The organism is Pseudorhizobium sp. NPDC055634 (assembly GCF_053618655.1).
In genome coordinates this window covers 178,825-200,792 of sequence record NZ_JBSHHW010000003.1, presented here as the reverse complement: position 1 = coordinate 200,792, position 21,968 = coordinate 178,825, and the positions used below count along the sequence as shown (strand labels likewise).

General features: G+C 64.6%; 17 protein-coding genes. 7 read left to right on the top strand and 10 right to left on the bottom strand.

The genetic code is table 11. The features are described from left to right. Positions 1-7: 7 nt before the first annotated feature. Positions 8-1,072 carry a diguanylate cyclase gene (locus ACWGPT_RS06110; RefSeq protein WP_452604704.1) on the bottom strand — a complete coding sequence of 355 codons (1,065 nt, stop codon included), beginning with the start codon at positions 1,070-1,072 and terminating at the stop codon, positions 8-10. A 182-nt stretch (positions 1,073-1,254) separates the two neighbouring features. After that, a complete protein-coding gene (gene fumC / locus ACWGPT_RS06105) occupies positions 1,255-2,646 on the bottom strand; it encodes a class II fumarate hydratase (RefSeq protein ID WP_452604703.1) in 1,392 nt (463 codons plus the stop codon). 379 nt (positions 2,647-3,025) lie between these two features. Between fumC and ACWGPT_RS06100 the strand changes: the two genes are divergently transcribed. Then, positions 3,026-4,891: a L,D-transpeptidase family protein gene (locus ACWGPT_RS06100; protein ID WP_452604702.1), complete on the top strand. Its 1,866-nt coding sequence runs from the start codon at positions 3,026-3,028 to the stop codon at positions 4,889-4,891. A 46-nt stretch (positions 4,892-4,937) separates the two neighbouring features. Here the strand turns inward: ACWGPT_RS06100 and gph are convergent, their stop codons facing one another. Beyond that, entirely contained in the window at positions 4,938-5,645 is a 708-nt protein-coding gene (gene gph, locus ACWGPT_RS06095) for a phosphoglycolate phosphatase (protein ID WP_452604701.1), read from the bottom strand. A gap of 146 nt (positions 5,646-5,791) precedes the next feature. Here gph and rpiA point away from each other — a divergent pair, with 146 nt between their 5' ends. The 4 genes from rpiA to ACWGPT_RS06075 all read left to right on the top strand — a co-directional run bounded on the left by rpiA (position 5,792) and on the right by ACWGPT_RS06075 (position 10,115). After that, complete coding sequence (gene rpiA / locus ACWGPT_RS06090; protein ID WP_452604700.1) at positions 5,792-6,487, top strand: ribose-5-phosphate isomerase RpiA; 696 nt, start codon at positions 5,792-5,794, stop codon at positions 6,485-6,487. 20 nt (positions 6,488-6,507) lie between these two features. Further along, entirely contained in the window at positions 6,508-7,110 is a 603-nt protein-coding gene (locus ACWGPT_RS06085; protein ID WP_452604699.1) for a DUF2059 domain-containing protein, read from the top strand. A gap of 105 nt (positions 7,111-7,215) precedes the next feature. Then, positions 7,216-8,604, top strand: a complete 1,389-nt coding sequence (gor, locus tag ACWGPT_RS06080) for a glutathione-disulfide reductase (protein ID WP_452604698.1) — start codon at positions 7,216-7,218, stop codon at positions 8,602-8,604. Between the two features lie 137 nt (positions 8,605-8,741). Beyond that, positions 8,742-10,115: a class II 3-deoxy-7-phosphoheptulonate synthase gene (locus ACWGPT_RS06075; RefSeq protein ID WP_452604697.1), complete on the top strand. Its 1,374-nt coding sequence runs from the start codon at positions 8,742-8,744 to the stop codon at positions 10,113-10,115. Between the two features lie 64 nt (positions 10,116-10,179). Here ACWGPT_RS06075 and mobB read toward each other — a convergent pair whose 3' ends face one another. From mobB to ACWGPT_RS06055, 4 genes are read right to left on the bottom strand one after another with little or no spacing between them, the layout of a single operon-like run. Next, positions 10,180-10,698, bottom strand: a complete 519-nt coding sequence (gene mobB / locus ACWGPT_RS06070) for a molybdopterin-guanine dinucleotide biosynthesis protein B (protein ID WP_452604696.1) — start codon at positions 10,696-10,698, stop codon at positions 10,180-10,182. Then, complete coding sequence (gene mobA / locus ACWGPT_RS06065; RefSeq protein WP_452604695.1) at positions 10,695-11,318, bottom strand: molybdenum cofactor guanylyltransferase MobA; 624 nt, start codon at positions 11,316-11,318, stop codon at positions 10,695-10,697. The genes mobB and mobA overlap by 4 nt, the downstream gene beginning before the upstream one ends. Beyond that, complete coding sequence (locus tag ACWGPT_RS06060; protein WP_452604943.1) at positions 11,315-12,541, bottom strand: multidrug effflux MFS transporter; 1,227 nt, start codon at positions 12,539-12,541, stop codon at positions 11,315-11,317. Before ACWGPT_RS06060 ends, mobA begins: the two co-directional genes overlap by 4 nt. A gap of 1 nt (position 12,542) precedes the next feature. Continuing rightward, positions 12,543-13,478, bottom strand: a complete 936-nt coding sequence (locus ACWGPT_RS06055) for a DMT family transporter (protein ID WP_452604694.1) — start codon at positions 13,476-13,478, stop codon at positions 12,543-12,545. Between the two features lie 262 nt (positions 13,479-13,740). On the opposite strand from ACWGPT_RS06055, the gene ACWGPT_RS06050 reads away from it, so the two are divergent. Continuing rightward, complete coding sequence (locus ACWGPT_RS06050; RefSeq protein ID WP_452604693.1) at positions 13,741-16,293, top strand: methyl-accepting chemotaxis protein; 2,553 nt, start codon at positions 13,741-13,743, stop codon at positions 16,291-16,293. Positions 16,294-16,362: 69 nt separating this feature from the next. On the opposite strand, the gene ACWGPT_RS06045 is transcribed toward ACWGPT_RS06050, so the two are convergent. Next, a complete protein-coding gene (locus tag ACWGPT_RS06045) occupies positions 16,363-17,265 on the bottom strand; it encodes a flagellar biosynthetic protein FliO (protein WP_452604692.1) in 903 nt (300 codons plus the stop codon). A gap of 215 nt (positions 17,266-17,480) precedes the next feature. Here ACWGPT_RS06045 and cckA point away from each other — a divergent pair, with 215 nt between their 5' ends. Continuing rightward, positions 17,481-20,075, top strand: coding sequence for a cell cycle histidine kinase CckA (gene cckA / locus ACWGPT_RS06040; RefSeq protein WP_452604691.1), 2,595 nt, complete (start codon positions 17,481-17,483; stop codon positions 20,073-20,075). Positions 20,076-20,117: 42 nt separating this feature from the next. On the opposite strand, the gene ACWGPT_RS06035 is transcribed toward cckA, so the two are convergent. Further along, a complete protein-coding gene (locus ACWGPT_RS06035; protein ID WP_452604690.1) occupies positions 20,118-21,008 on the bottom strand; it encodes a DMT family transporter in 891 nt (296 codons plus the stop codon). A gap of 27 nt (positions 21,009-21,035) precedes the next feature. Continuing rightward, positions 21,036-21,962 carry a pseudouridine-5'-phosphate glycosidase gene (locus tag ACWGPT_RS06030; protein WP_452604689.1) on the bottom strand — a complete coding sequence of 309 codons (927 nt, stop codon included), beginning with the start codon at positions 21,960-21,962 and terminating at the stop codon, positions 21,036-21,038. Between the last annotated feature and the right edge of the window lie 6 nt (positions 21,963-21,968).

Sequence of the window (21,968 nt, the reverse complement as noted above, 5' to 3'; positions counted from 1 at the left end):
CCGCTCGTCATTTCCGGTAGATCAGCCAGTCCTTGCCGGCGTAATCCCGGTGCATCCCCTCGTCGAAGACGACCGTCCGGTTCCGCCCGGTATGCTTGGCGTGATAGAGGGCCGCATCGGCGTTGGAATAGAGCTGGGTCGGGCTGTCGGCCTGTGAGGCCATCGAGAAACCGAGCGATATGGTGATCGGCCCGTATTGAACGCCGGAACGGGAATTGCGGAAGGTGCGGGTCTCGAGCGCGCAGCGGATGCGCTCGCAGATAAGCATGACCTCCTCGGACGTATTGCCTTCCACGATGACCGCAAACTCCTCGCCGCCCGTTCGCGCGACGAACAGGTCCTTGCGGACATTCGCGCGGATGAGCGAGGCGACCGTGGACAGGATGCGGTCGCCCACGGGATGGCCGAAGGTGTCGTTTATGTACTTGAAATTGTCTATGTCGGCCAGGATGAGCGCGGTGACCTTGAGGTTGCCGGCGCTGTCAAAGACGGAAGCCAGCTTGTCGTCGAAGGCCCGCCGGTTGGAGAGGCGTGTCAGCGAGTCGGTATTGGCGATCCGCTTGTATTCGTCCAGCTCCTTGCGGACCTGGACCATCTCGACGGAATGCTCCGCGACCGTATCGGCCGTCCGCTCGCCATGGGCCATGGTGTCGCTGGTGGCCGAAGTCAGCAGCGCGACCGCATTGCGGATGATGTCGTTGGAAAAGCTGGCCTTGCTGTTGATACGGGCGGCCGTTTCGCCGAGGAGCTTCGTGTAGCTCTCCATCGACTGCTGTTCGCGCCGCAAGAGGTGCAGGAGGTTTTCCAGCTCGATGAGAAGCTTGCCGTGAGCGCGCTCGATCACGTCCACCTGGCCGGTGCCAAGATGCTGGCTCGAAATGGCGTCCAGCTCTTCCTGGGTGGCGTTGCTGCCGAGTGCGGCGAGCTGCTGTGTCAGGGCCGTGTTGGAGCCGATATAGGCTTCGTAGAACAGCTGATAGTTTCGCGGGAGGGGCGCCACGCCCATCGCCCTCAATGCGTAGATGATCTGCCCGACCACATCATTCGCAGGCGCCTTTTGCGCAGTTGTCATCTAACCCCCCACGTGTTCCCCAGCACCTTGATCTTACCACCGCTCCTTCGCCGCGTGTCTTGTCGAGGCTATGCGAAAACACTTAAGGAGTCGCTCACAAATCAGCGACTCCTTAAAAAGCATTCAGAGCGATTTCAGTCGCGGCCCGCCGGGACGAAGCGACCCAAGACCGAAGGAAGCGATCAGCGCGGGCCGATCATGTTTTCCGGGCGAACGTACTGGTCGAACTCTTCGTTCGTCAGGTAGCCGCCGCCAACTGCCTCCTCGCGCAATGTCGTCCCGTTCTTGTGGGCCGTCTTGGCGATCTTGGCGCAGGTGTCATAGCCCAGCCGGCTGTTGAGCGCGGTCACGAGCATGAGGGAATTTTCCACGCCCCGCTTGATGTTGTCCTCGCGGGCCTCGATGCCGACGACGCAGTTGTCGGTGAAGGAGACGGCCGCATCGCCGAGCAACTGTACGGACTGAAGGAAGTTGTAGGCCATCATCGGGTTGTAGACGTTGAGTTCGAAGTGGCCCTGGCTGCCGGCGAAGGTGATCGCCGCATTGTTGCCGAAGATGTGGGCGCAGACCTGCGTCAGCGCCTCGGACTGGGTGGGGTTCACCTTGCCGGGCATGATCGACGAGCCCGGCTCGTTCTCGGGCAATGCCAGTTCGCCGAGGCCGGCGCGCGGGCCGGAGCCGAGGAAGCGGATATCGTTGGCGATCTTGAAGAGTGCTGCGGCAGCCGCATTGATCCCACCATGGGAGAAGACCATGGCATCGTGGGCGGCGAGCGCCTCGAACTTGTTCGGCGCAGTGACGAACGGCAGGCCGGTGATCGCGGCGATCTCGTCTGCAACCTTTTCGGCAAATCCGACCGGCGCGTTCAACCCGGTGCCGACGGCGGTGCCGCCCTGGGCGAGTTCGTAGAGGCCCGGCAGCGTCAGTTCGATCCGCTTGATGGCGGAGGCGACCTGCGCGGCATAGCCGGAGAATTCCTGCCCGAGCGTCAGCGGCGTGGCATCCTGGGTATGGGTACGGCCGATCTTGATGATGTGGGAAAAGGCCTTGGCCTTTTCGTCCAGCGCGGCGTGAAGGCGCTTCAGGCCGGGCACGAGGTGGTGCACGATCTGTTCGGCGCAGGCGATGTGCATGGCCGTCGGATAGGTGTCGTTGGACGACTGGCTCATGTTGACGTGGTCGTTCGGATGGACCGGCTTCTTGGAGCCCATCGTCCCGCTGAGCATTTCGATCGCGCGATTGGAGATGACTTCGTTGGCATTCATGTTGGACTGGGTGCCGGAGCCGGTCTGCCAGACGACCAGCGGGAAATGATCGTCGAGCTTGCCGTCGATCACTTCCTGGGCAGCTTCGACGATCGCCTTGCCGAGCGCCTTGTCGAGACCGCCCAGTTCCATGTTGGCGCGTGCAGCGGCCTGCTTGACGATCCCGAGCGCGCGAATGACGGAGGCCGGCTGCTTTTCCCAACCGATCTTGAAGTTGCCGAGCGAACGCTGCGCCTGGGCGCCCCAGTAGCGATCGGCATCGACGTCGATAGGTCCAAAGGTATCGGTTTCCGTGCGGGTGGATGACATGGTCTTGCCTCTGCTGCGCTTTATGGTAGCGCCGGAATTATTCGACAAAGCCCCGCGGCGCAAGGCCAGCCCCCTGATTGTATACCAATGTCGGGCCCGGAGGGATCATCCTGCGGCGCTCGGAGAGGACGGTCCGGCGTGCCATATTTGACACGGCGCCGAGCTTTTCGATGAGCGGGCGAGGCGGAGGAGGCAGGGCAGTCTTGATGAATAAAAATTTAACGAATGATTTACTAGCCTTGCTGGTCGAAGCGACTCAGGTCCGGGCAGGGATTGCCACCCTTCGGCGGGCCGTGCGTTTCCTTTTCATCTTCCATGCGATCCGGTAGACCGGTGAGCAAAACCGCCTAAGGGCCGAACCGAGCCGACGGGGATAAAATTGCAGACCATATCGAGACGAGTTCCTATCGCCTTCGCATTCCTGTCGGGTGTCGCGACGCTCTGCGCGACGACATCGCCGGCCCAGGCGATCACCCTGCTGGATATCCTGAGGGGCGGCCCCGGCAATCGCGCTCCCCTTCAGGACGATCGTCAGCCTCGCGGAGAGCCCAGGGAACGTCTCGCGGACCCGCAGCCGTTGCCGAAGGTTTCGGCGCCAAAATATCACGTCTACAAGCCGGATGCCCTTCGCGCGGTCCGGACCGCCGGCTTCGCGGTCGCCGCCGGAACTGACGCCAGCCCGTTCGCCGGCGTGACGGTGTCCGCACCCGCCGACGTGGCCGCTGCGATGGAGACCTTCTACGGAAAGAACTCCATGCCGCTCTGGGTCTCGGACGGAGACGTCAACGCCAAGGGGAGGGCGGTTCTCGACCTGTTCGAACGTGCTGGCGAATTCGGGCTCGATCCGGCGGACTATCGCCTCGCGGTGCCGGAACTCCTGACGGCAAGCACGCAGCCGGTTTCCGAAACGATGTCGGACGGCCCAGTCGACGGTGCGGGAGACGATCACAGCCGGTCGCTGATGCAGTTCGAGCTCAAGATGTCGGCAAAGGTCCTGAGCTTCGCCCAGGACATGGTGCGCGGGCGCATCGATCCGAACCGGATCTCGGAATACCATGACTTCAAGCGCAAGGACGTGAAGCTCGCCTTCGTCCTGCCATTCGCCCGGGCGGAGGCGGATCCGGCCGGATATCTTGAAAGCCTCGCGCCGCAGAGCCCGCATTTCCTGGCGCTGAAGGCCGAGCTTTCGCGCCTCAAGGCCAAGGTTTCGGACCAGGGCGAGCGAATTGCGCTTCCCGACGACCTGCTGCTCAAGCCCGGCGCGGCGAACCCCGCACTTGCCGGCGTCGTTGCCGCCATCCGGGAGAACGCGTCCAACGAGCTGACGCTGGCGCATGCCGCGACCTTCTCCGGCTATCAGGCCACCGGCGAGTACACGCCGGAACTGGTGGAGCTGGTGAAGGCGTTCCAGGGCGAGGCCGGGTTGAAGCCGGACGGCGTCATTGGCCGCGCGACCGTCCGTGCCCTCGTCGGACACAGCGACGAGGCGAAGATCGAGAAGCTGGTCATCGCGATGGAGCAGGCGCGCTGGCTGCCGGTGGACCTCGGCGGACGCCACGTCTTCATCAACCAGCCGGCCTACATGGCCTCCTATCACGAGGACGGCGCGGAAAAGTTTTCGATGCGCGTGGTGGTCGGCTCCAAGGCCAACCAGACCTATTTCTTCCAGGACGAGATCGAGACGGTCGAGTTCAATCCCTACTGGGGCGTTCCGCAGTCGATCATCATCAACGAGATGCTGCCGCATCTGCGGTCCGACCCGTCCTATCTCGACCGGATGGGCTACCAGGTCGAGGTGAAAGGGCAGCCGGTTCCTTCGTCGAGCGTCAACTGGTACGGGTCGACGCAATCGATCTCGGTACGCCAGCCGCCGTCGAGCGACAACGCGCTCGGCGAACTGAAGATTCTGTTCCCCAATTCCCATGCCATCTACATGCATGACACGCCGTCGAAGAGCTACTTCCAGCGCGACACCCGTGCGCTCAGCCACGGCTGCATCCGCCTTGCGGAGCCCCGCAAGATGGCGGCTGCGGTCCTCGGCGTGACGGAAGAGGAGATCGGGACACGCATTGCCGGGGGACGGAACAAGGCAGAAAAGGTGACGGCGAAGATTCCGGTCTACGTTTCCTATTTCACCGCATGGCCGAACAAGGACGGGGTCGTCGAGTATTTTGACGACGTCTATGGCCGGGACGCGGCGACGCTCAAGGCGATGGCCGCGACGACCAGGGCGAGAACGTCCTGATCCACCGACGGGTCACGGGAAAGCGGGCGGCTGCGGGCCGCCCCTTTCATGCGCGGAGGACGGTTTTCGTGGTCTCGGCCCGCCGGGACAGAAGCCGTCGGACGAGTTCGGCGTTCAGTTCGGAAAACCGGGAGATGACATGGTCGGCTCCCAGTTCTGCGACGGGAACGTCCGAATAGCCGAATGTGACCGCAATCGACGGAATGCCGGCGTTGCGGGCGGCGAGAATGTCGTTGATGCTGTCGCCGATCATCACGGCGTCCTGCGGGCGCGCGCCGGCTTTTTCGATCGTCCCGAGAATATGGCGGGCATCGGGCTTGCGAACCGGAAACGTGTCGCCTCCGGTGACGACCGCAAATCGATCCGCAAGACCGAGCTTTTCGATCAGCGGGATTGCCAGTTCCTCGAGCTTGTTGGTGCAGACGGCAAGTCGCATGCCGCCTGCCTCGAGTTCATCCAAGGCCTCGGCAAGTTCCGGATAGGGACGGCTCGCACCCGGCATTTCCTTCTTGTAGTGGACGAGGAAGCGCTGGAGCAGGGGCTCTGCCGCTTCGTCGTCGATCGGCTTCCCACGCATTTCGAATGCCCGCCGGATCATCACGCGGGCGCCCTGGCCGACGAGATGGGTCAGGTCGTCGTAGGTCACCGGTTCGAGGCCGGCAGCCGCAATCGTGTGGTTGAGGCTGGCCACGAGGTCCGGCGCCGTGTCGACGAGCGTGCCGTCGAGATCGAATATTACAAGGGGTGCCGTCATGCGTTGCCTCCCAGCGGGATTGTCCTTGGACGAGCCCTTAGGATAGGACAACCGGGAATGCAAACGGCCACCGGCGCAATGGGCCTTTTCCTTGCCGGAGTGGCCGTGTAAACAGCAACGGCGAAACAACGAGGAGCATCTGGCGCATGGACGCCCGGCAAATGAAGATCAGGGCGGCGGAAGCCGCATTGGCCCATGTCGAGAATGGCATGCGTCTTGGCATCGGTACCGGATCCACCGCCGACGAGTTCGTCAGGCTTCTGGCGGAGAAGGTGGCGGAAGGCCTGCAGGTCGAGGGCGTTCCGACCTCCGAGCGCACCGCGCGCCTCTGCCTTGATCTTGGCGTGCCGCTGAAGTCGCTAGACGAACTGCCGGAACTGGATCTGACCATAGACGGTGCGGACGAGGTGGACGGGCAGTTGCGCCTGATAAAGGGCGGCGGAGGTGCTCTTCTGCGCGAGAAGATCGTCGCGGCGGCGTCCTCGCGAATGATCGTCATCGCCGACGAATCCAAGGTGGTGGATATGCTGGGTGCCTTCCCGCTACCCATAGAGGTCAATCCGTTCGGCCTCGTGGCGACGCGGATCGCGATCGACAAGCTGGCCGCGCGGATGGGGCTTACCGGTGAAATCCGCCTGCGCGGAACCGCCGAGGACGTCTTCACGACCGACGGCGGACACCATATTCTGGACGCATCTTTTGGCCGTATTCCTGATGCAGAGGCTCTTGCGATCCAGCTGAATTCCATACCCGGCGTCGTAGAGCACGGGCTTTTCATCAATCTAGCGTCTTTCGCCATCATCGCCGGCGAGAACGGGGCACGGACGCTCAAGGCACAATGATAGACAGGAGCACCATTTCCATGACCAAGTTTGCGGGTTTTCGACGCGCGGCCGCTCTTGCCGTGATCGTCGCGGGCAGCATGGCTGCGCCGCTGAAGGCGCAGGAGATTTCCGAGGAACATCTGGCCGCGGCCCGCGACGCCATTGCCTCGATCAACGCCACCAGCCGTTACGACTACATCCTTCCCGGTCTCGCAGAGGGCCTGAAGGCGCAGTTCATCCAGGCTTCGCCGAACTTCCAGGAGCAGATCTCCGCGACGATCGACGAGCAGGCCCTCGCGCTTGCGCCCCGCCGCGCCGACCTCGAGCGCGAAGCGGCGACGATCTATGCGAAGGCCTTCACTCTCGATGAACTGAAGGCGATCTCCGCCTTCTACGGGACCGAGGCCGGCAAGAAGCTGCTCACCAACGGCCCGCTGGTCGCCCGCGAGCTGGCCAAGGCAGTCGAAATCTGGGCGAACGGCATTTCCCGCGATCTGAACACCCAGAGCACGGCCGCCCTGCGCGAGGTCATCGACGCCAATCCGGTGGAGATGCCGCCGCTCGCACAGCCGGAGGCGCCGGCCGCTGCAGAGGGCGGTACCGAACAGCCGCAACTGCAGTTGCAGCTTCCTCCCCAATAAGACGGACCTGCTGGTCCCTGATGCTGAGCCCGGAGCGATCCGGGCTTTTGCTTTTCCAGCATCTCCCTTATATCGGCGGCGACCCGGTTGACGAAGGAGATGCCCATGACCGCTTTCGACTATGACCTTTTCGTCATCGGCGGCGGCTCCGGTGGTGTCCGCGCCGGCAGGCTCGCGGCATCGCTCGGCAAACGCGTCGCGATCGCCGAGGAATACCGTTTCGGCGGCACCTGCGTGATCCGGGGCTGCGTCCCGAAGAAGCTGTTCGTCTATGCTTCGCAGTTTCCCGAGCATTTCGAGGATGCCGCCGGATTCGGCTGGCGCGTCGGCGACGTCGCCTTCGACTGGCGGAACCTCATCGCCGCGAAGGATGCCGAGATCGCGCGGCTGGAAGGCCTCTACCGCCGGGGACTGGAGAACGCGGGCGCGGAAATCCTCGAAACACGCGCGGAACTCGTCGATGCCCACACGATCCGCCTGGTCAAGACCGGACAGACCGTTACGGCGGAGCGGATCCTCATCGCCACCGGCGGTTCGGCCAATCCCCATGCCGCCTTGCCCGGCCATGAACTCTGCATCACTTCCAACGAAGCCTTCGACCTTCCCGAACTGCCGCGCTCCATCCTGATCGCCGGCGGCGGGTACATAGCCGTAGAGTTCGCCAACATCTTCCACGGCCTGGGGGTCGACACGACCCTGATCTACCGCGGCAAGGAGATCCTCTCGCGCTTCGACCAGGACATGCGGCGCGGCCTGCACAAGGCAATGGAGGAGAAGGGCATCCGGATCATCCTGACCGACGTGATCGAGGGGGTGCAGCGGGCGCCTGCGGGTGGCCTGACGGCGCGTACGCTGAACGGAGAGACGATTGCCGTGGAAACGGTCATGCTGGCGCTCGGACGCGATCCGAACACCGCCGGACTGGGTCTGGAGGCGGCCGGCGTGGAGGTCAACGAGCGCGGCGCGATCGTCGTCGACGATTATTCCCGCACCAGCGTGCCGCATATCCATGCGCTGGGCGATGTCACCGACCGGGTACAGCTGACGCCGGTCGCGATCCACGAGGCGATGTGCTTCATCGAGACCGAGTTCCGGAGCAATCCGACGAAGCCGGATCACGATCTGATCGCCACAGCGGTATTCTCCCAGCCGGAGATCGGCACCGTGGGCCTGTCGGAAGAGGCCGCCTCCAAGCGCTTTTCGGAGATCGAGGTGTTCCGCGCCGAGTTCAGGCCGATGAAGGCGACGCTCTCGGGGCGGACGGAAAAGATGATCATGAAGCTGATCGTGGACGCCGAAAGCCGCAAGGTGGTCGGCGCGCATGTTCTCGGCCACGATGCGGGCGAGATGTCCCAGCTGCTTGGGATTTCGCTGAAGGCCGGGTGCACGAAAGAGGATTTCGACCGGACGATGGCGGTCCATCCGACCGCCGCGGAGGAACTGGTCACCATGTACCAGCCGAGCTATCGGGTCCGCAACGGGGAGCGCGTCTGACCTCCCGGCCGGCAGCGCGGTGTCGCCCGCAACGGTGGCGCCTAAGGCGCTAGGCAAGAAGAGGCAGAAGGTTTATAAGCCGCGGCAAAATCGAGAACGAAAGCCGGCCCCGGCCACGGCGATAACAGGTGAACGACATGGCACAGAACTGGACCCCGACCACGTGGCGGCAGAAACCGATCCAGCAGGTCCCGGATTATCCGGATGCCGCGGCACTGGCCGCTACGGAGGCCCAGCTTGCCAGCTTCCCGCCGTTGGTCTTCGCCGGTGAGGCCCGTCGCCTGAAAAAGCACCTCGCCAACGTGGCGGAAGGCAACGGCTTCCTGCTGCAGGGCGGCGACTGCGCCGAAAGCTTCATGGAGCACGGTGCAGACACGATCCGCGACTTCTTCCGGGCCTTCCTGCAGATGGCGGTCGTGCTGACCTTCGGGGCGCAGCAGCCGGTGGTGAAGGTCGGCCGTATCGCCGGCCAGTTCGCCAAGCCGCGCTCCTCCAATATCGAGAAGCAGGGTGACGTCGAGCTGCCGAGCTACCGAGGCGACATCATCAACGGCATCGAGTTCAACCCCGAGGCCCGCATCCCCAATCCCGAGCGGCAGCTCATGGCATACCGTCAGTCGGCCGCGACGCTGAACCTGCTGCGTGCGTTCGCGATGGGCGGCTACGCCAACCTCGAAAACGTCCACCAGTGGATGCTGGGCTTCGTGAAGGATTCGCCGCAGGGCGAGCGCTACAAGAAGCTTGCCGACCGCATCAGCGAAACGATGGACTTCATGAAGGCCATCGGCATCAGTGCCGACAACAATCCGAGCCTGCGGGAAACGGATTTCTTCACAAGCCACGAGGCGTTGCTGCTCGGCTACGAAGAGGCGCTGACGCGCGTCGATTCCACCTCCGGCGACTGGTACGCGACCTCCGGCCACATGATCTGGATCGGCGACCGGACCCGTCAGGCGGATCACGCGCATGTGGAGTACTGCCGCGGCATCAAGAACCCGATCGGCCTGAAGTGCGGCCCCTCGCTCCAGCCGGACAATCTGCTGGAACTGATCGACGCGCTGAACCCGGCGAACGAGGCCGGCCGCCTGACGCTGATCTGCCGGTTCGGCCATGACAAGGTCGCCGACCACCTGCCGAAGCTGATCCGCGCCGTCGAGCGTGAAGGCCGCAAGGTTGTCTGGTCTTGCGATCCCATGCACGGCAACACGATCACGCTCAACAACTACAAGACCCGGCCGTTCGACCGCGTCCTGTCGGAGGTCGAGAGCTTCTTCCAGATCCATCGTGCGGAAGGGACGCATCCGGGCGGCATCCATGTCGAGATGACCGGCAAGGACGTTACCGAATGCACCGGCGGCGCGCGAGCTGTCTCCGCCGGCGACCTGCAGGATCGCTACCACACCCATTGCGATCCACGCCTGAATGCCGATCAGGCGCTTGAGCTCGCCTTCCTGCTCGCCGAGCGGATGAAGACGGGCCGCGACGAGAAGCGGATGGTCGTGAACGGCTGACCTTGCCGAATGAAACATGAAAAAGGCCGGTCTTCCTCGTCGGAGACCGGCCTTTTTCGTTGCATCACGCTCTTGGCGGCAGGCCGGTGGCCGCAGCGACGAAATCCGCGATGGCGCTCGTATCGTCGAGATCGAAGACGGGAAGGGCCGTGTCCGGGACCTCATGGTCGGCTGCGATGGCGACGATGTGCGGGTCGCCCGGGGCAAGCGGCTCTCGGCTTTTCGCCTCCCGGCGTCGCGCCTCGATCTTCGGGACGGGTTCACGCTTGTAACCTTCGATCAGCACGAGGTCGCACGGGGCAAGGCGCGCGAGGATCTCCTCGAACGGCGGCTCCGGTTCACCTCTCAGTTCGTGCATGATGGCAAACCGCGTTCCCGAGACCAGTGCCACTTCATGGGCGCCGGCCTGGCGGTGGCGATAGCTGTCGGCGCCGACCTTGTCGATGTCGAAATCGTGGTGGGCGTGTTTGATGGTCGAGATCCGGTAGCCCCGCCGCGTAAACTCCTCGACCAGACGGACAGCAAGGCCCGTCTTGCCGGAGTTCTTCCAGCCGGCAATTCCGAAGACGCGGGGAGGGGTCACGGCGCTATCTCCAGAAAACGACGAGCGGCTTCAAGGTCTGCCGGCGTGTTGAGGTTCATGAACGGATCGACCGGTCCGAACTCCGTCGGCAGCAAATCCCATTCAACGGTCACTACACGGTGACGTTCGAGAAAGGAAAACATCCTCCGGTTCCGGCCGTCGGCAAGCCAGTCCTCGAGTTCGTCGGCGAGCGACAGGGGCCAGAGGCCGAAGACCGGGTGGCTTTGCCGTGCGGACGATGCGATGGCAACCGCGTCCGGGTCAGGCGTCGCGGACATAAGACGGCCGGTGAGATCGGACGGAAAGAACGGTGCGTCCGAGGGAACGGTCAGGAGATGCGTGGCAGCCGATCCGCGACCTGCCGCGTCTCTAATTCCGGCCAGAACGCCGGCGAGCGGTCCCGGCTGGTCGGGCAGGGTGTCGGGCACGCGGCGGACGCCGGGCGGCAGTTGCAGCGAGGCGGGGGCGTTGACCGCTACCTCCGAGGCCTGCGGCTCCAGTCGCTCCAGGACGTGGGCAAGAAGGGTGCGGGAGCCAAAGGGAAGAGAGGCCTTGTCGGTGCCCATCCGGCTCGACCGCCCACCGGCGAGGATCAGTGCAGGCGGGAGCAGCGTCGTCATCGATCGCCTCCGCTGCACAGCGCCCCCTCGCGGCGATCGATCCAGCGCACGTATTCCGTAGCGGCGAGGGCAAGCACCGTCGTGGCACCCATGACCGCCAGAAGCGGCATGGTGCCGGTGTCCGGCGTCAGGACGGAACTCGCCAGAATGGAAAGCGCTGCCCCGCCGCCCAGCGTGATGGCGCCCCCCAGGCCGGAGGCGGAGCCCGCAAGGTGGGGCCGCACGCTGACCATGCCGGCATTGGCGCTCGGAAGGGTCAGTCCGTTGCCGATGCCGATCAGCGAAAGCGGACCGAAGAACGCGAAAGGATGGACGACGCCTGCGAGCGCAAACGCAAACGCCAATCCGATGCCGACGGCATTGACGATGTTCCCGGACAGCATCATCGGTCCGATCCCGAACCTGCGCGCATAGCGTCCCGACAGGTAATTGCCGAGCATGTAACCGGCGGCAATGGTGAAGAAGTAGAGCCCGAGCGTGGACGGCGTCAGCATCAGGATGACGCTGCCGATGAAGGGGGCGCCGCCGAGAAAGCTGAAGAAGACGCCCGAGGAGAAGGTGGCGGTCAGCGTGTATCCCCAGAAGCGGCGCGATCGCAGCAACTGAGGCCAGGTGCGAAACTGTTCGCGGAAGCTTGCGGACTTTGCCCGGTTGGTCTCGCCGAGATCGCGCCAGACGACGAGGAGCACCGCAAGGCCGGCGAGGAACATCGCCATGAAGCTCGCCTGCCAGCCGAACAGCCCGTCCAGGATCCCGCCGAGCGTCGGTGCAATCATCGGAACCACCGACATCCCCATGGTCACGTAGCCGATCATGGAGGCTGCTTCCTCCAGGGGCACCATGTCACGCACGATGGCGCGCGACAGCACGATCCCAGTCACCACGCCCGTCTGCATCAGGCGGCCGATCATGAAGACGGTGATATTGGGCGCGAACATGCAAATGAGCGTGCCGGCGAGGAGAAGCACGATGCCGCCCATCATAACCGGTCGCCGCCCGAAGAGATCGGAGAGGGGGCCGATCGCGAGCTGGATGGCTGCCGTGCCGGCGAGATAGCCGGAGACGGCAAATTGCATCACCGTATAGCTCGTGTCGAAATACTCGGCCATCGTCGCCAGCGACGGAAGGAAGATGTTCATGGACATTGCGGCGAGGCCGGCGACCAGCACCAGGGTGGCGTTATGCGGTGGAGTAGTGTTGTCCAGAAAGCGTGCCGTGCCCACGTCAGTTGCCATCCTTCATCGGTATTGTCCGCCCCTGCTGGACCGGCCGGTCGTCTGCCGGTACCTGAGTGCGACGTCGCTTGCCCTCGCGATAGAAGCTGTAGAGGCCCGACGCAATGATGATCGCCGCGCCGATATAGACGAAGGCATCCGGTCGCTCTCCGAACAGCAGGACCCCGAGGACGAGAGCCCAGATCAGGCTCGTGTAGCGAAAGGGAGCGACGAAGGAGATTTCTCCCGTTCTCATCGCCATGATCACCGCCTGGTACCCCGCGAAGACGAGCAGGGCGGCGATCACCAGGGGCAGGAAGTTATCCCAGGTGAGCGGCTGCCAGCCGCCCATGGGGGCGATCAGCAAGGCGCCGACCACCGTATTTGCACCCGCCGTGAAGAGGGTGATGGTCAGCGAGGGAACGTCGGCGACGATGCGCCGGGTGACGAGATCCCGGCCGGAGGTGAAGAAGACCGCCGCGATCACCATGAGGGAGGCCGGCACGAACCCTTCCGCCGTCGGACGCAGGATGACGAGGACGCCGAAGAGGCCGACGAGGATTGCGGCCCAGCGTCTCCAGCCGACAGGTTCCCTCAAGAAGATCGCGGCGCCGAGCGTCACGGCGAGCGGAAGAGACTGCATGATCGAGGAGACATTGGCGAAGTCGATCCGCGCCAGCGCGCTGATGAAGGTGAGCGTCGCGCCGATCTCGAAAAAGGTCCGCAGGAGGATGAGGGGCTGCAGCATGACTGAAAGCGGACGGAGGGCGCCCAGCCGGCGGGCTACGAAATAGACCAGAACAGTCGTCATGACGCCGCGCACCGTCATGATCTGGGCGACGCTGAGGGAAGACGTGGCGAACTTTACGAGGGCATCGTTGAGTGTAAATGAGGCCATGGCGAGGGACATGTAGAGAGCGCCTCTTGAATTCTCGGGGGATGCCATAACGATTCCTTCAAATGCAACCATGTGTTCTAGGGCAGCGACCGGCCTGCGGCCAGACCAGTTGAGGTCGGAAGCGTACGCAACGGCCCGGATCTGCTACCTATCTTACCAATTCTGCCCCGGGCGAATTTGTCGATCGCCGGTTAACCCTTGTTCAAGAGATATCGCTAAGTGTGTCGCCATCCGGCATGACGCGGGAACTTCGGCCAGCCGCCCTGCAGATGTTCAAGCAGCGTGGGCGAGATTTTTTATCGGGGTCCGCATGTCCTTTATCGACAGAATTCTTCAGAGCCGCAGGATTGTGACCAAGGTCCTGCTTTTCGTCGTGCCGCTTGTGCTTCTGATCGCCGGAGTTGGTCTGGCGGGCTACTACACGGCGAATATGTTGAACGGGCACATGACGGTGACCCGCGCGACGATCGAGAACATTGCCGATTTCGATCATCTCCAGTCCGTGCTCCAGGATTTCAGCGAGCGGCCGGACGAGGCAACGCTCGCGGCGCTGGGGCAGGGGATCGACCGACAGGAAAAAGGGGTCCAGGTCCTCGACGGGTTGCTCGCCAGCGAAGAGGACAGGCAACGGATCGACGTCGTGGCGAAGTTGGCGCCGGCCATGCGACTGCGGACCGAGGAACTCTGGGACGTCAAGCAGCGGCGCGACGCCAACCGTGCGGAGATCAGCGGTCATCTCGACTCGATCAAGAGCCTGTCGGCGACCGTCGAGCAACGCCTCGGCAACCTGCGCAAGAAGTTCGAGGGCCAGGAACGGTTTGCCAAGGCCGCGCTGTTTGAATCCTTTGCCTACAAGTCCATTGCCGAGCGGATCGACAATCTCAGGAATGCAGTGCGGAATGCAAGTTCCGACGAGGGTACCGCCAAGGCTGCCGAAGTGCAGGCGGAGGCCCTGCTGGCGGCGTTCGAACCGTTGACGCCGATGGTGAACGACAAGGTCATGCAGGGGTTCGCGCCGATCCGGGAAGGGGCCGAGAACCTTCTGAAGATCGCCAGGGCAGAGACAGCAGCTCCCGAGAAGGCACAGAGCCTGCGAATCGCCGCCAGCGGCTTCCTGCGCTTCCAGAGCGAGCTGCAGCAGAACGTCCTGAAGACGTCAGGCGATGCGGCCGAACGCTTTGCAACACTGGAGGGCGACGTCACGACGCTCAAGACGCTGCTCGTCCAGGTCGAGACCGCGCTGGCGCTCGGAGATTCGCTGCAACTTCATATGGAGCGGCTGCAGTCGCAGCTGAGCGAGGAAGCCCGGCAGGCGGTCCTCAAGGATACGGCTGCCCTGCGAGCCTCCAGTCTCCAGATTGCCAATCTGGGAAGCAACAACGGCGCGATGAGCGGATTTGCGAACGATCTTGAACAGCCTCTCGCCGCGCTGGAGCGCGCGTCCGCCGAGATGCTGGCGATCGAGCAGGAATGGAGCGCCGCGCGAGCAAACGCCTCGGCGACACTTTCGCAGGGTGTTGCCGGCCTTCAGAATTTCATTGCGCAGGCCCAGGAAGTCGGGAAGGAAGACAGCGAGCGGTCCGCGAACCTCTCGGTCGTCGCCATGGTCGTCGGTACCCTTCTCGCAATCGTCGGCGGCCTGATGCTGGTGGAGACGTTGCGGGGGCCGCTCCGTCGCGTGACCGACGTGATGAAGCGGCTCGCCGAAGGAGATCTTGCCGTCAGCATCGAGGGCCGCGAACGGGGGGACGAGATTGGCGATATGGTTCGCTCCGTGACCGTCTTCCGGGACGCCGCGCTCGAAAACATCCGGCTCGAACAGGACGCTGCCGCGGCACGCGAACAGACGAGTGCCGAATCGGCCCGACGGGCCGAGGAGCGTGCGCGGATAGCGGCGGAGCAGCATTCGGCGCTGACGGCGCTTTCCGAGGCCCTCAACCAGCTTTCGGAGGGAAATCTGGAGCGGAGCATGGACGAGAACCTCGCCAGCGACTTCGTTCCGATGGCCCGCACCTACAACACAGCGGTGGCAACATTGCGGGCGACGCTGGACGACGTGCGCGCGACGACGGGCGAGATCAACGTTGGCACCGGTAATCTCGCAACATCGGCCGACGATCTGGCCCGCCGGACGGAACAGCAGGCGTCCGCCCTGGAAGAGAGTTCGCGGGCGCTACGGCATCTCAGCGATCTGGTCCGGTCTACGGCCGAGAGCGCGAGGCAGACTGCGACGTCCGTCAACGAGACGGAGGAGTTCGCCGTCCGTTCGGGCGAGGTGGTTTCGCGGGCGGTCGGCGCGATGGACGAGATCAGCCGCTCCTCGGAGAAGATCGCGACCATTATCGGCGTGATCGACGAGATTGCCTTCCAGACCAATCTCCTGGCGCTCAACGCCGGCGTCGAAGCTGCGCGCGCCGGGGATGCCGGGCGGGGCTTTGCGGTCGTCGCCCAGGAGGTCCGGCAGCTCGCCCAGCGCTGCGCCGGAGCCGCAAAGGAGATCAAGGAGCTGATCTCGGCGAGCTCCACCCAGGTCAGCAACGGGGTTCACCTCGTCGAGCAGACCGGCGGCGCGCTCAACCAGATCATCACGCATGTCATGGATGTCCGAAAATTGGTCGCCGCCATCTCTGCGGCAACCGGCGAGCAATCGACCGGAATCGGCCAGGTCACGCAGGCGGTTCACGAGGTGGAACTGATCACCCAGCAGAACGCGGCCATGGTCGAGGAGAACAATGCCGAAATCCATGGCCTTCGCCGGCGTGTCGAGGTGCTGACCGATAAGATCGACCGGTTCCGGACCGGCAGCTCGCTGGACAATTCCGCTGTCTCGGGCAGCGAGAACCGGGACGCCTACGCCGCCTGATCGCGGAGGACCTCAGAATGCGGAAACGGGAGGCGTGCCGGTCGGGGCGCCTCCCGTTCACGTCAGGCGTCACTTTTCGCGGGTGACAGACATTTCGCCGAAGATCCGCGCCATTTCGTCCTGAAGCGAGGGCTCGGGCGTGGCACCCGTCAGTGCCGGCTTGTCGGCGGGTCGGGGCGGCAGGGCATCGCGCTCGCGCGCGGCGAGATTGTTCGCCATCTCCTCTTCCAGGATGCGTTCGAAGTCGCTGCCCAGTCCCGGGGAGCCGGCAGCGGAAGGGGGGACGGCGGCTTCCGCCGGAGTTTGACGCACCGGAACGGAGGGACCCTGGAGGACGCGACCGCGGGCAGCGTCGAGGATGCCTGCGGCTTCTTCCAGCGCGGGCTCCCGAGGCGCCGGTTGCGGCGGTGCGGCCATCGTCGCGGCTGCTGCCACGGGTGCCGGTACGGGCGTCCGGGCAAGGGGCAATTGATCGACGCCGGTTGCCGGCGGGGACACGGGAGCGGGGCGCGAGACCTGCGGCTCGACCGGTGACGCCGGCCTTGGAGCCGGCGGGGCCGGTTCGCGGGCCGCGATGGGTACGTCTGCCTGGGGGCTCGCGGCGCGCTTTCGCTGTTCGGTCGGAGCGGTCTGGGCGGGAACCGGGGCGTCGGTGGTCGCCGATTCCGCAGGCTGTGCGGGTCCCGTCGCAGCAATACCGCTTTCGATTACGATGTCCGTCGGCCCCCCGATCATGATCAGGTGTTCGGTATCGTCGCGACGGATGAGCACCAGTCGTCTCCGCGCATCGACGGCGGTCGCATCGAGGACCTGAAGGCGGGGCTGCCTGTTCCTGCCGCCCCGGACGAAGGGCGACGGGCCGGACCGTCCCCGGATCAACCACAGAACGCCGACCAGGCACGCAAGCCCGATGGCGACGCCGATCACTGCGACGATCAGCCGACCTCCGTAAGCTCCCAACATTTCTTCCATGGCATGCTCCTTCGACGTTCCAGCGGATTAGAGGCGGAGTTTCATGCGGAGTGCAAGCGCGCCGCTCGCCCTGATGGCGACCGGAAGGCTCTATCCCGGCTTTTCTGTCCTCGCGCGCTTTTGGCTTCAATCACAACTTGCTAGAAGAGAATCGCGGCAAACTGCCGGAAGTTCCCGTGGTGTGCGATGATGGACACCGAGAGTGTGAGGGGTTGATGACGAAGTTGCAGCATGGCGGCAACTACGAGGCACCGCTGGTCGAACGCGGCGGACGCAGCGGTACGATCATTCGAATTCTCCTGCTCGCTCTCGTTCTGATCGGGGCCTCGGCGGCCTTCGTACTGTTCCAGCATGCGCTCGATAACGAGATCGTGCTCGGGGTGCTCGGCGTGCTCGCCATGGTCGGCATATTCTTCCTGGTCTCCTCGGTGATCGGGTTCGTGGAAGTCATGCCGCAGTCGCGCTCCGACGCACTGGCGCGGGTCTTCATGGCCAGCCATCGCGACGGGATTCTCGTCACCGACGGCAAGGGGCGCACCGTCTACGCCAATGCGGCCTACGGCCGTCTCACGGGCGCCGGCAAGACCTCGGCCGTTCAGCCGCTCGAACCGCTCCTGTCGCGCCACCGCGAATCCAGCGAAGCGCTCTATCGGCTCATCAACGGCATCCGCGAGGGGCGCGAAGGCCATGAGGAATTCCGGCTTCCGCAGCCGCTCGGTCGCGCCAACGGGCAGGGCTCGGGCGCTCACTGGTATCGCCTCAAGGCGCGCATCCTGCCGGAGGAGGACGGGCGCTCCGGCCCGTACAACGTCTGGCAGCTGACCGACATCACCTCCGAACGGGACGACCAGGAACGGTTCTTCCGCGAACTCCAGAACGCGATTGACTATCTCGACCACGCGCCCGCCGGCTTCTTCTCCGCGGGGCGCAAGGGCGAGATATTCTATGTCAACGCCACGCTGGCGGACTGGCTGGGCATAGACCTGACCAAGTTCGTGCCCCGTTCGCTGTCGATCGCCGATCTCGTGGCCGGCGAAGGCATGGCGCTCATCCAGTCGGTTCAGGCCGCCCCCGGCCTGCAGAGGACCGAGACGCTCGATCTCGACCTGCGCCGCACCAACGGACAGAGCCTGCCGGTCCGGCTGTTGCACAGCGTGACCTCCATGCGCGACGGAGCGCCGGGGGAAAGCAGGACGATCGTCCTTGCCCGCCAGCCTGGCGTCGAGGGCGATCAGTCGGCCTCGGCAATGCGGTTCACCCGCTTCTTCAACAATACGCCGATGGCGATTGCGTCGGTCGACGGCGACGGCAAGATCCTGCGGATCAATGCGCCCTTCCTGCGGCTCTTCTCGGGGGTCGTGTCGCGCGACGACGTGGAGACGGGCGCCCATCTGGAGGCGATCGTCCACGAAGGCGCGCGCCAGCAGCTGATGGACGCGCTTGCCGCCGCAAAGGACAGGCAGGGCGACATCGCGCCGATCGATTGCCGCCATCCTGGCGACGAGAGCCGCTATGTCCGCTTCTACGTCAACGCCGTGATCGACGAGAGCGACGAGGCGCCGGAAGAAGTGGCCATCGTCTATGCCGTCGAGACGACCGAGCAGAAGGCGCTCGAGACGCAAATGGCCCAGACGCAGAAGATGAACGCTGTGGGCACGCTTGCAGGCGGCATCGCGCACGACTTCAACAACGTGCTGACCGCCATCCTGCTTTCGTCCGACCACCTCCTCCTGCAGGCGCGGCCCTCCGACGCAAGCTTCGCGGACCTGATGGAGATCAAGCGGAACGCCAACCGCGCGGCCGTCCTCGTGCGCCAGCTGCTGGCGTTCTCGCGCAAGCAGACGATGCGGCCTGCGGTCCTCAATCTCACCGACGTGGTCGGCGACCTGCGCATGCTCGTAGACCGGCTGATCTCCGGCACGAACGTCAAGCTGGAAGTGGATTACGGGCGCGACCTATGGCCGGTCCGCACCGATCTTTCGCAGTTCGAGCAGGTGCTCATCAATCTCTGCGTCAATGCGCGCGATGCGATGCCCGAAGGCGGGACGATCCTCCTCAAGACGCGCAACGTGCCCGCCGACCAGACCGTCAATTACCCGCAGGCGGACCTGCCGTCGGAAGACTTCGTCATGGTCGAGGTTTCCGACACCGGAACCGGCATCCCGCCGGAGATCATGGACAAGATCTTCGAGCCGTTCTTCACCACCAAGGAAGTGGGCAAGGGAACGGGGCTGGGCCTCTCCATGGTCTACGGCATCGTCAAGCAATCCGGCGGATACATCTATCCGGAATCCGAAATCGGACGCGGAACCTCGTTCCGGATCTTCCTGCCGCGGCACGTGGCGGAGGCGGCGGCTGCACTGGCGGCCGGCGACGAGGCACCGGCGGCCGCAACGGCGGCGCCTCCTGCGCCCGCCGCCGAGCAGGTGGACCTCACCGGCAATTCGGCCGTCGTCCTGCTGGTCGAGGACGAGGAGGCCGTGCGCCGGGGCGGAAAGCGCATGCTGGAGACGCGGGGCTATACCGTGCACGAGGCAGGCTCCGGCATCGAGGCGCTCGAGATCATGGAGGAACTCGATGGCCAGGTGGACATCGTCGTCTCCGACGTGGTCATGCCGGAGATGGACGGCCCGACATTGCTCGGCGAACTGCGCAAGAAGCATCCCGACCTGAAGTTCATCTTCGTCTCGGGCTATGCTGAGGACGCCTTTGCGCGCAACCTGCCGGCCGATGCGAAGTTCGGCTTCCTGCCGAAGCCCTTCTCGCTGAAGCAGCTGGCGGTCGCGGTCCGGGAAATGCTGGACAGCTGATGGCGTCCGGGTGGCGTCCCCTCGACCGAGGGGACACACGGTTCAACCCCGGCGCGCGACGAGGATGCCGGCCAGCACGATCAGGCCCCCGGCCGCCTGCAGCGGCGTGACGGCTTCCGCCAGGATCCACCAGGCGAGAATGGCGGCGACGACCGGCTGAAGCAGGAGCGTCAGTGAGGAGAAGGCGGCGGGAAGGTATGCCAGCGCATAAGTGATGAGGACCTGTCCGCCGGCGTGGCTGATAAAGGCGAGGCCCACGAGGACGGCCCATCCGTAGAGGCTCGGCGGGAAGATGTTTCCCTCGAAATAGAGCGCGAAGGGCAGGATCGACAGGGCCGCGGCCGCGGAGCTCCAGATCATGATCCGGTTGGTGCCGAAGCGGCTGCGCAGCCGGCCGATCGCCAGTATGTAGCACGCATAGAAGACCGCAGCGAGAATGGCCACGGTATCGCCGGCAAGCTCGCCGTCGGCGAGCGCCGCCGGCCCGCCCTTCAACGTGACGACGCCCGCGATCGCCAGGCCGAGGCCGAGCAGGAACACCCTCGTCACCGTAGTCCTGAACAGCAGCCAGCCGATCAGCGTGACGAAGACCGGCGCCAGATTGGCGAGAAGCGTCGCGTTGGCGACCGACGTCATGTAGAGGGAGAGGTGCCAGGCTACGAGGTCGATCGCGAGGGCCAGTCCCGGCAGTATGAGCAGGAAGCAGTCCCGGACGCCGATGGGCGCCTCGTCCGACTTGCTGCGGCTGAACATGTTCCAGGCCACAAGCGGTATGAGCGCCAGCGCAAGCCGCCAGAAACCGGTCGAGACCGGCCCGACTTCGGACAGGCGGACGAAGATCGGGGAGGCGCCGATCGCGATGCCGCCGAGAACGAGGCAGGCAAGTGCTGTGCGTTGCGCAGGCGCGGAAGCGCCGGTCGAAATGACGGACACGTAAGGTCTCCGGTTTGGGCGGGGGTATCAGGCGTTGATTGCCAGGGCGATTTCCGCGGCAAGACGCGCATTGTTTTCGACAAGGGCGATATTGGTGTTCAGGCTCCGGCCGGACGTCTGGCGGAAGATGTGGTCCAGCAGGAAGGGCGTCACCGCCTTGGCAGAGACGGTATGTTCGTCGGCGGCCTTGAGGGCTGCCTGAATGAACACCTCGATTTCCTCCCGCGGGATTTCGTCGGCCGCAGGAACCGGGTTCGCGACCAGCATGCCGCCCTCGATCCCCAGGGTCTCGCGTGCGCGCTGGAAGGCCGCGATCTCGTCGGCCGCGTCGAGGCGAAGCGGGCTGGGATAGCCGGAGACTCGGGACCAGAAAGCCGGGAAATCGTCCGAGCCGTAGGTCACGACCGGCACGCCGCGTGTTTCCAGGACCTCGAGCGTCTTCGGAATGTCGAGGATCGCCTTGGCGCCTGCGCAGACGACGACAACGCCGGTCCTTGCAAGCTCCTCGAGGTCCGCCGAGATGTCGAAGCTTTCTTCCGCGCCGCGATGCACCCCGCCGATCCCGCCGGTCGCAAAGACGCGGATGCCGGCAAGCGAAGCTGCGATCATGGTCGCGGCAACCGTGGTCGCCCCGGTCCGGCCAAGCGCGACCGCAAAGGCGAGATCGGCGCGGGAGACCTTCAGCACGTCGCGAGCCTGGGCGAGGTCCTCCAATTCGTCGTCTTCCAGCCCGATATGCAGGGTGCCGCGGATCACGGCGATCGTGGCCGGGACGGCGCCCACCTCGCGGATGATCGCTTCGACGCTGCGCGCCATTTCGAGGTTGCCCGGATAGGGCATGCCATGGGTGATGATGGTCGATTCCAGAGCGACCAGCGGGCGACCGTCTCGCCTGGCGTCGGCGACCTCCCGTGAATAGACGATCGGCGTGGCGGGGGTTGCGGAAGCGCTCATGTCTTT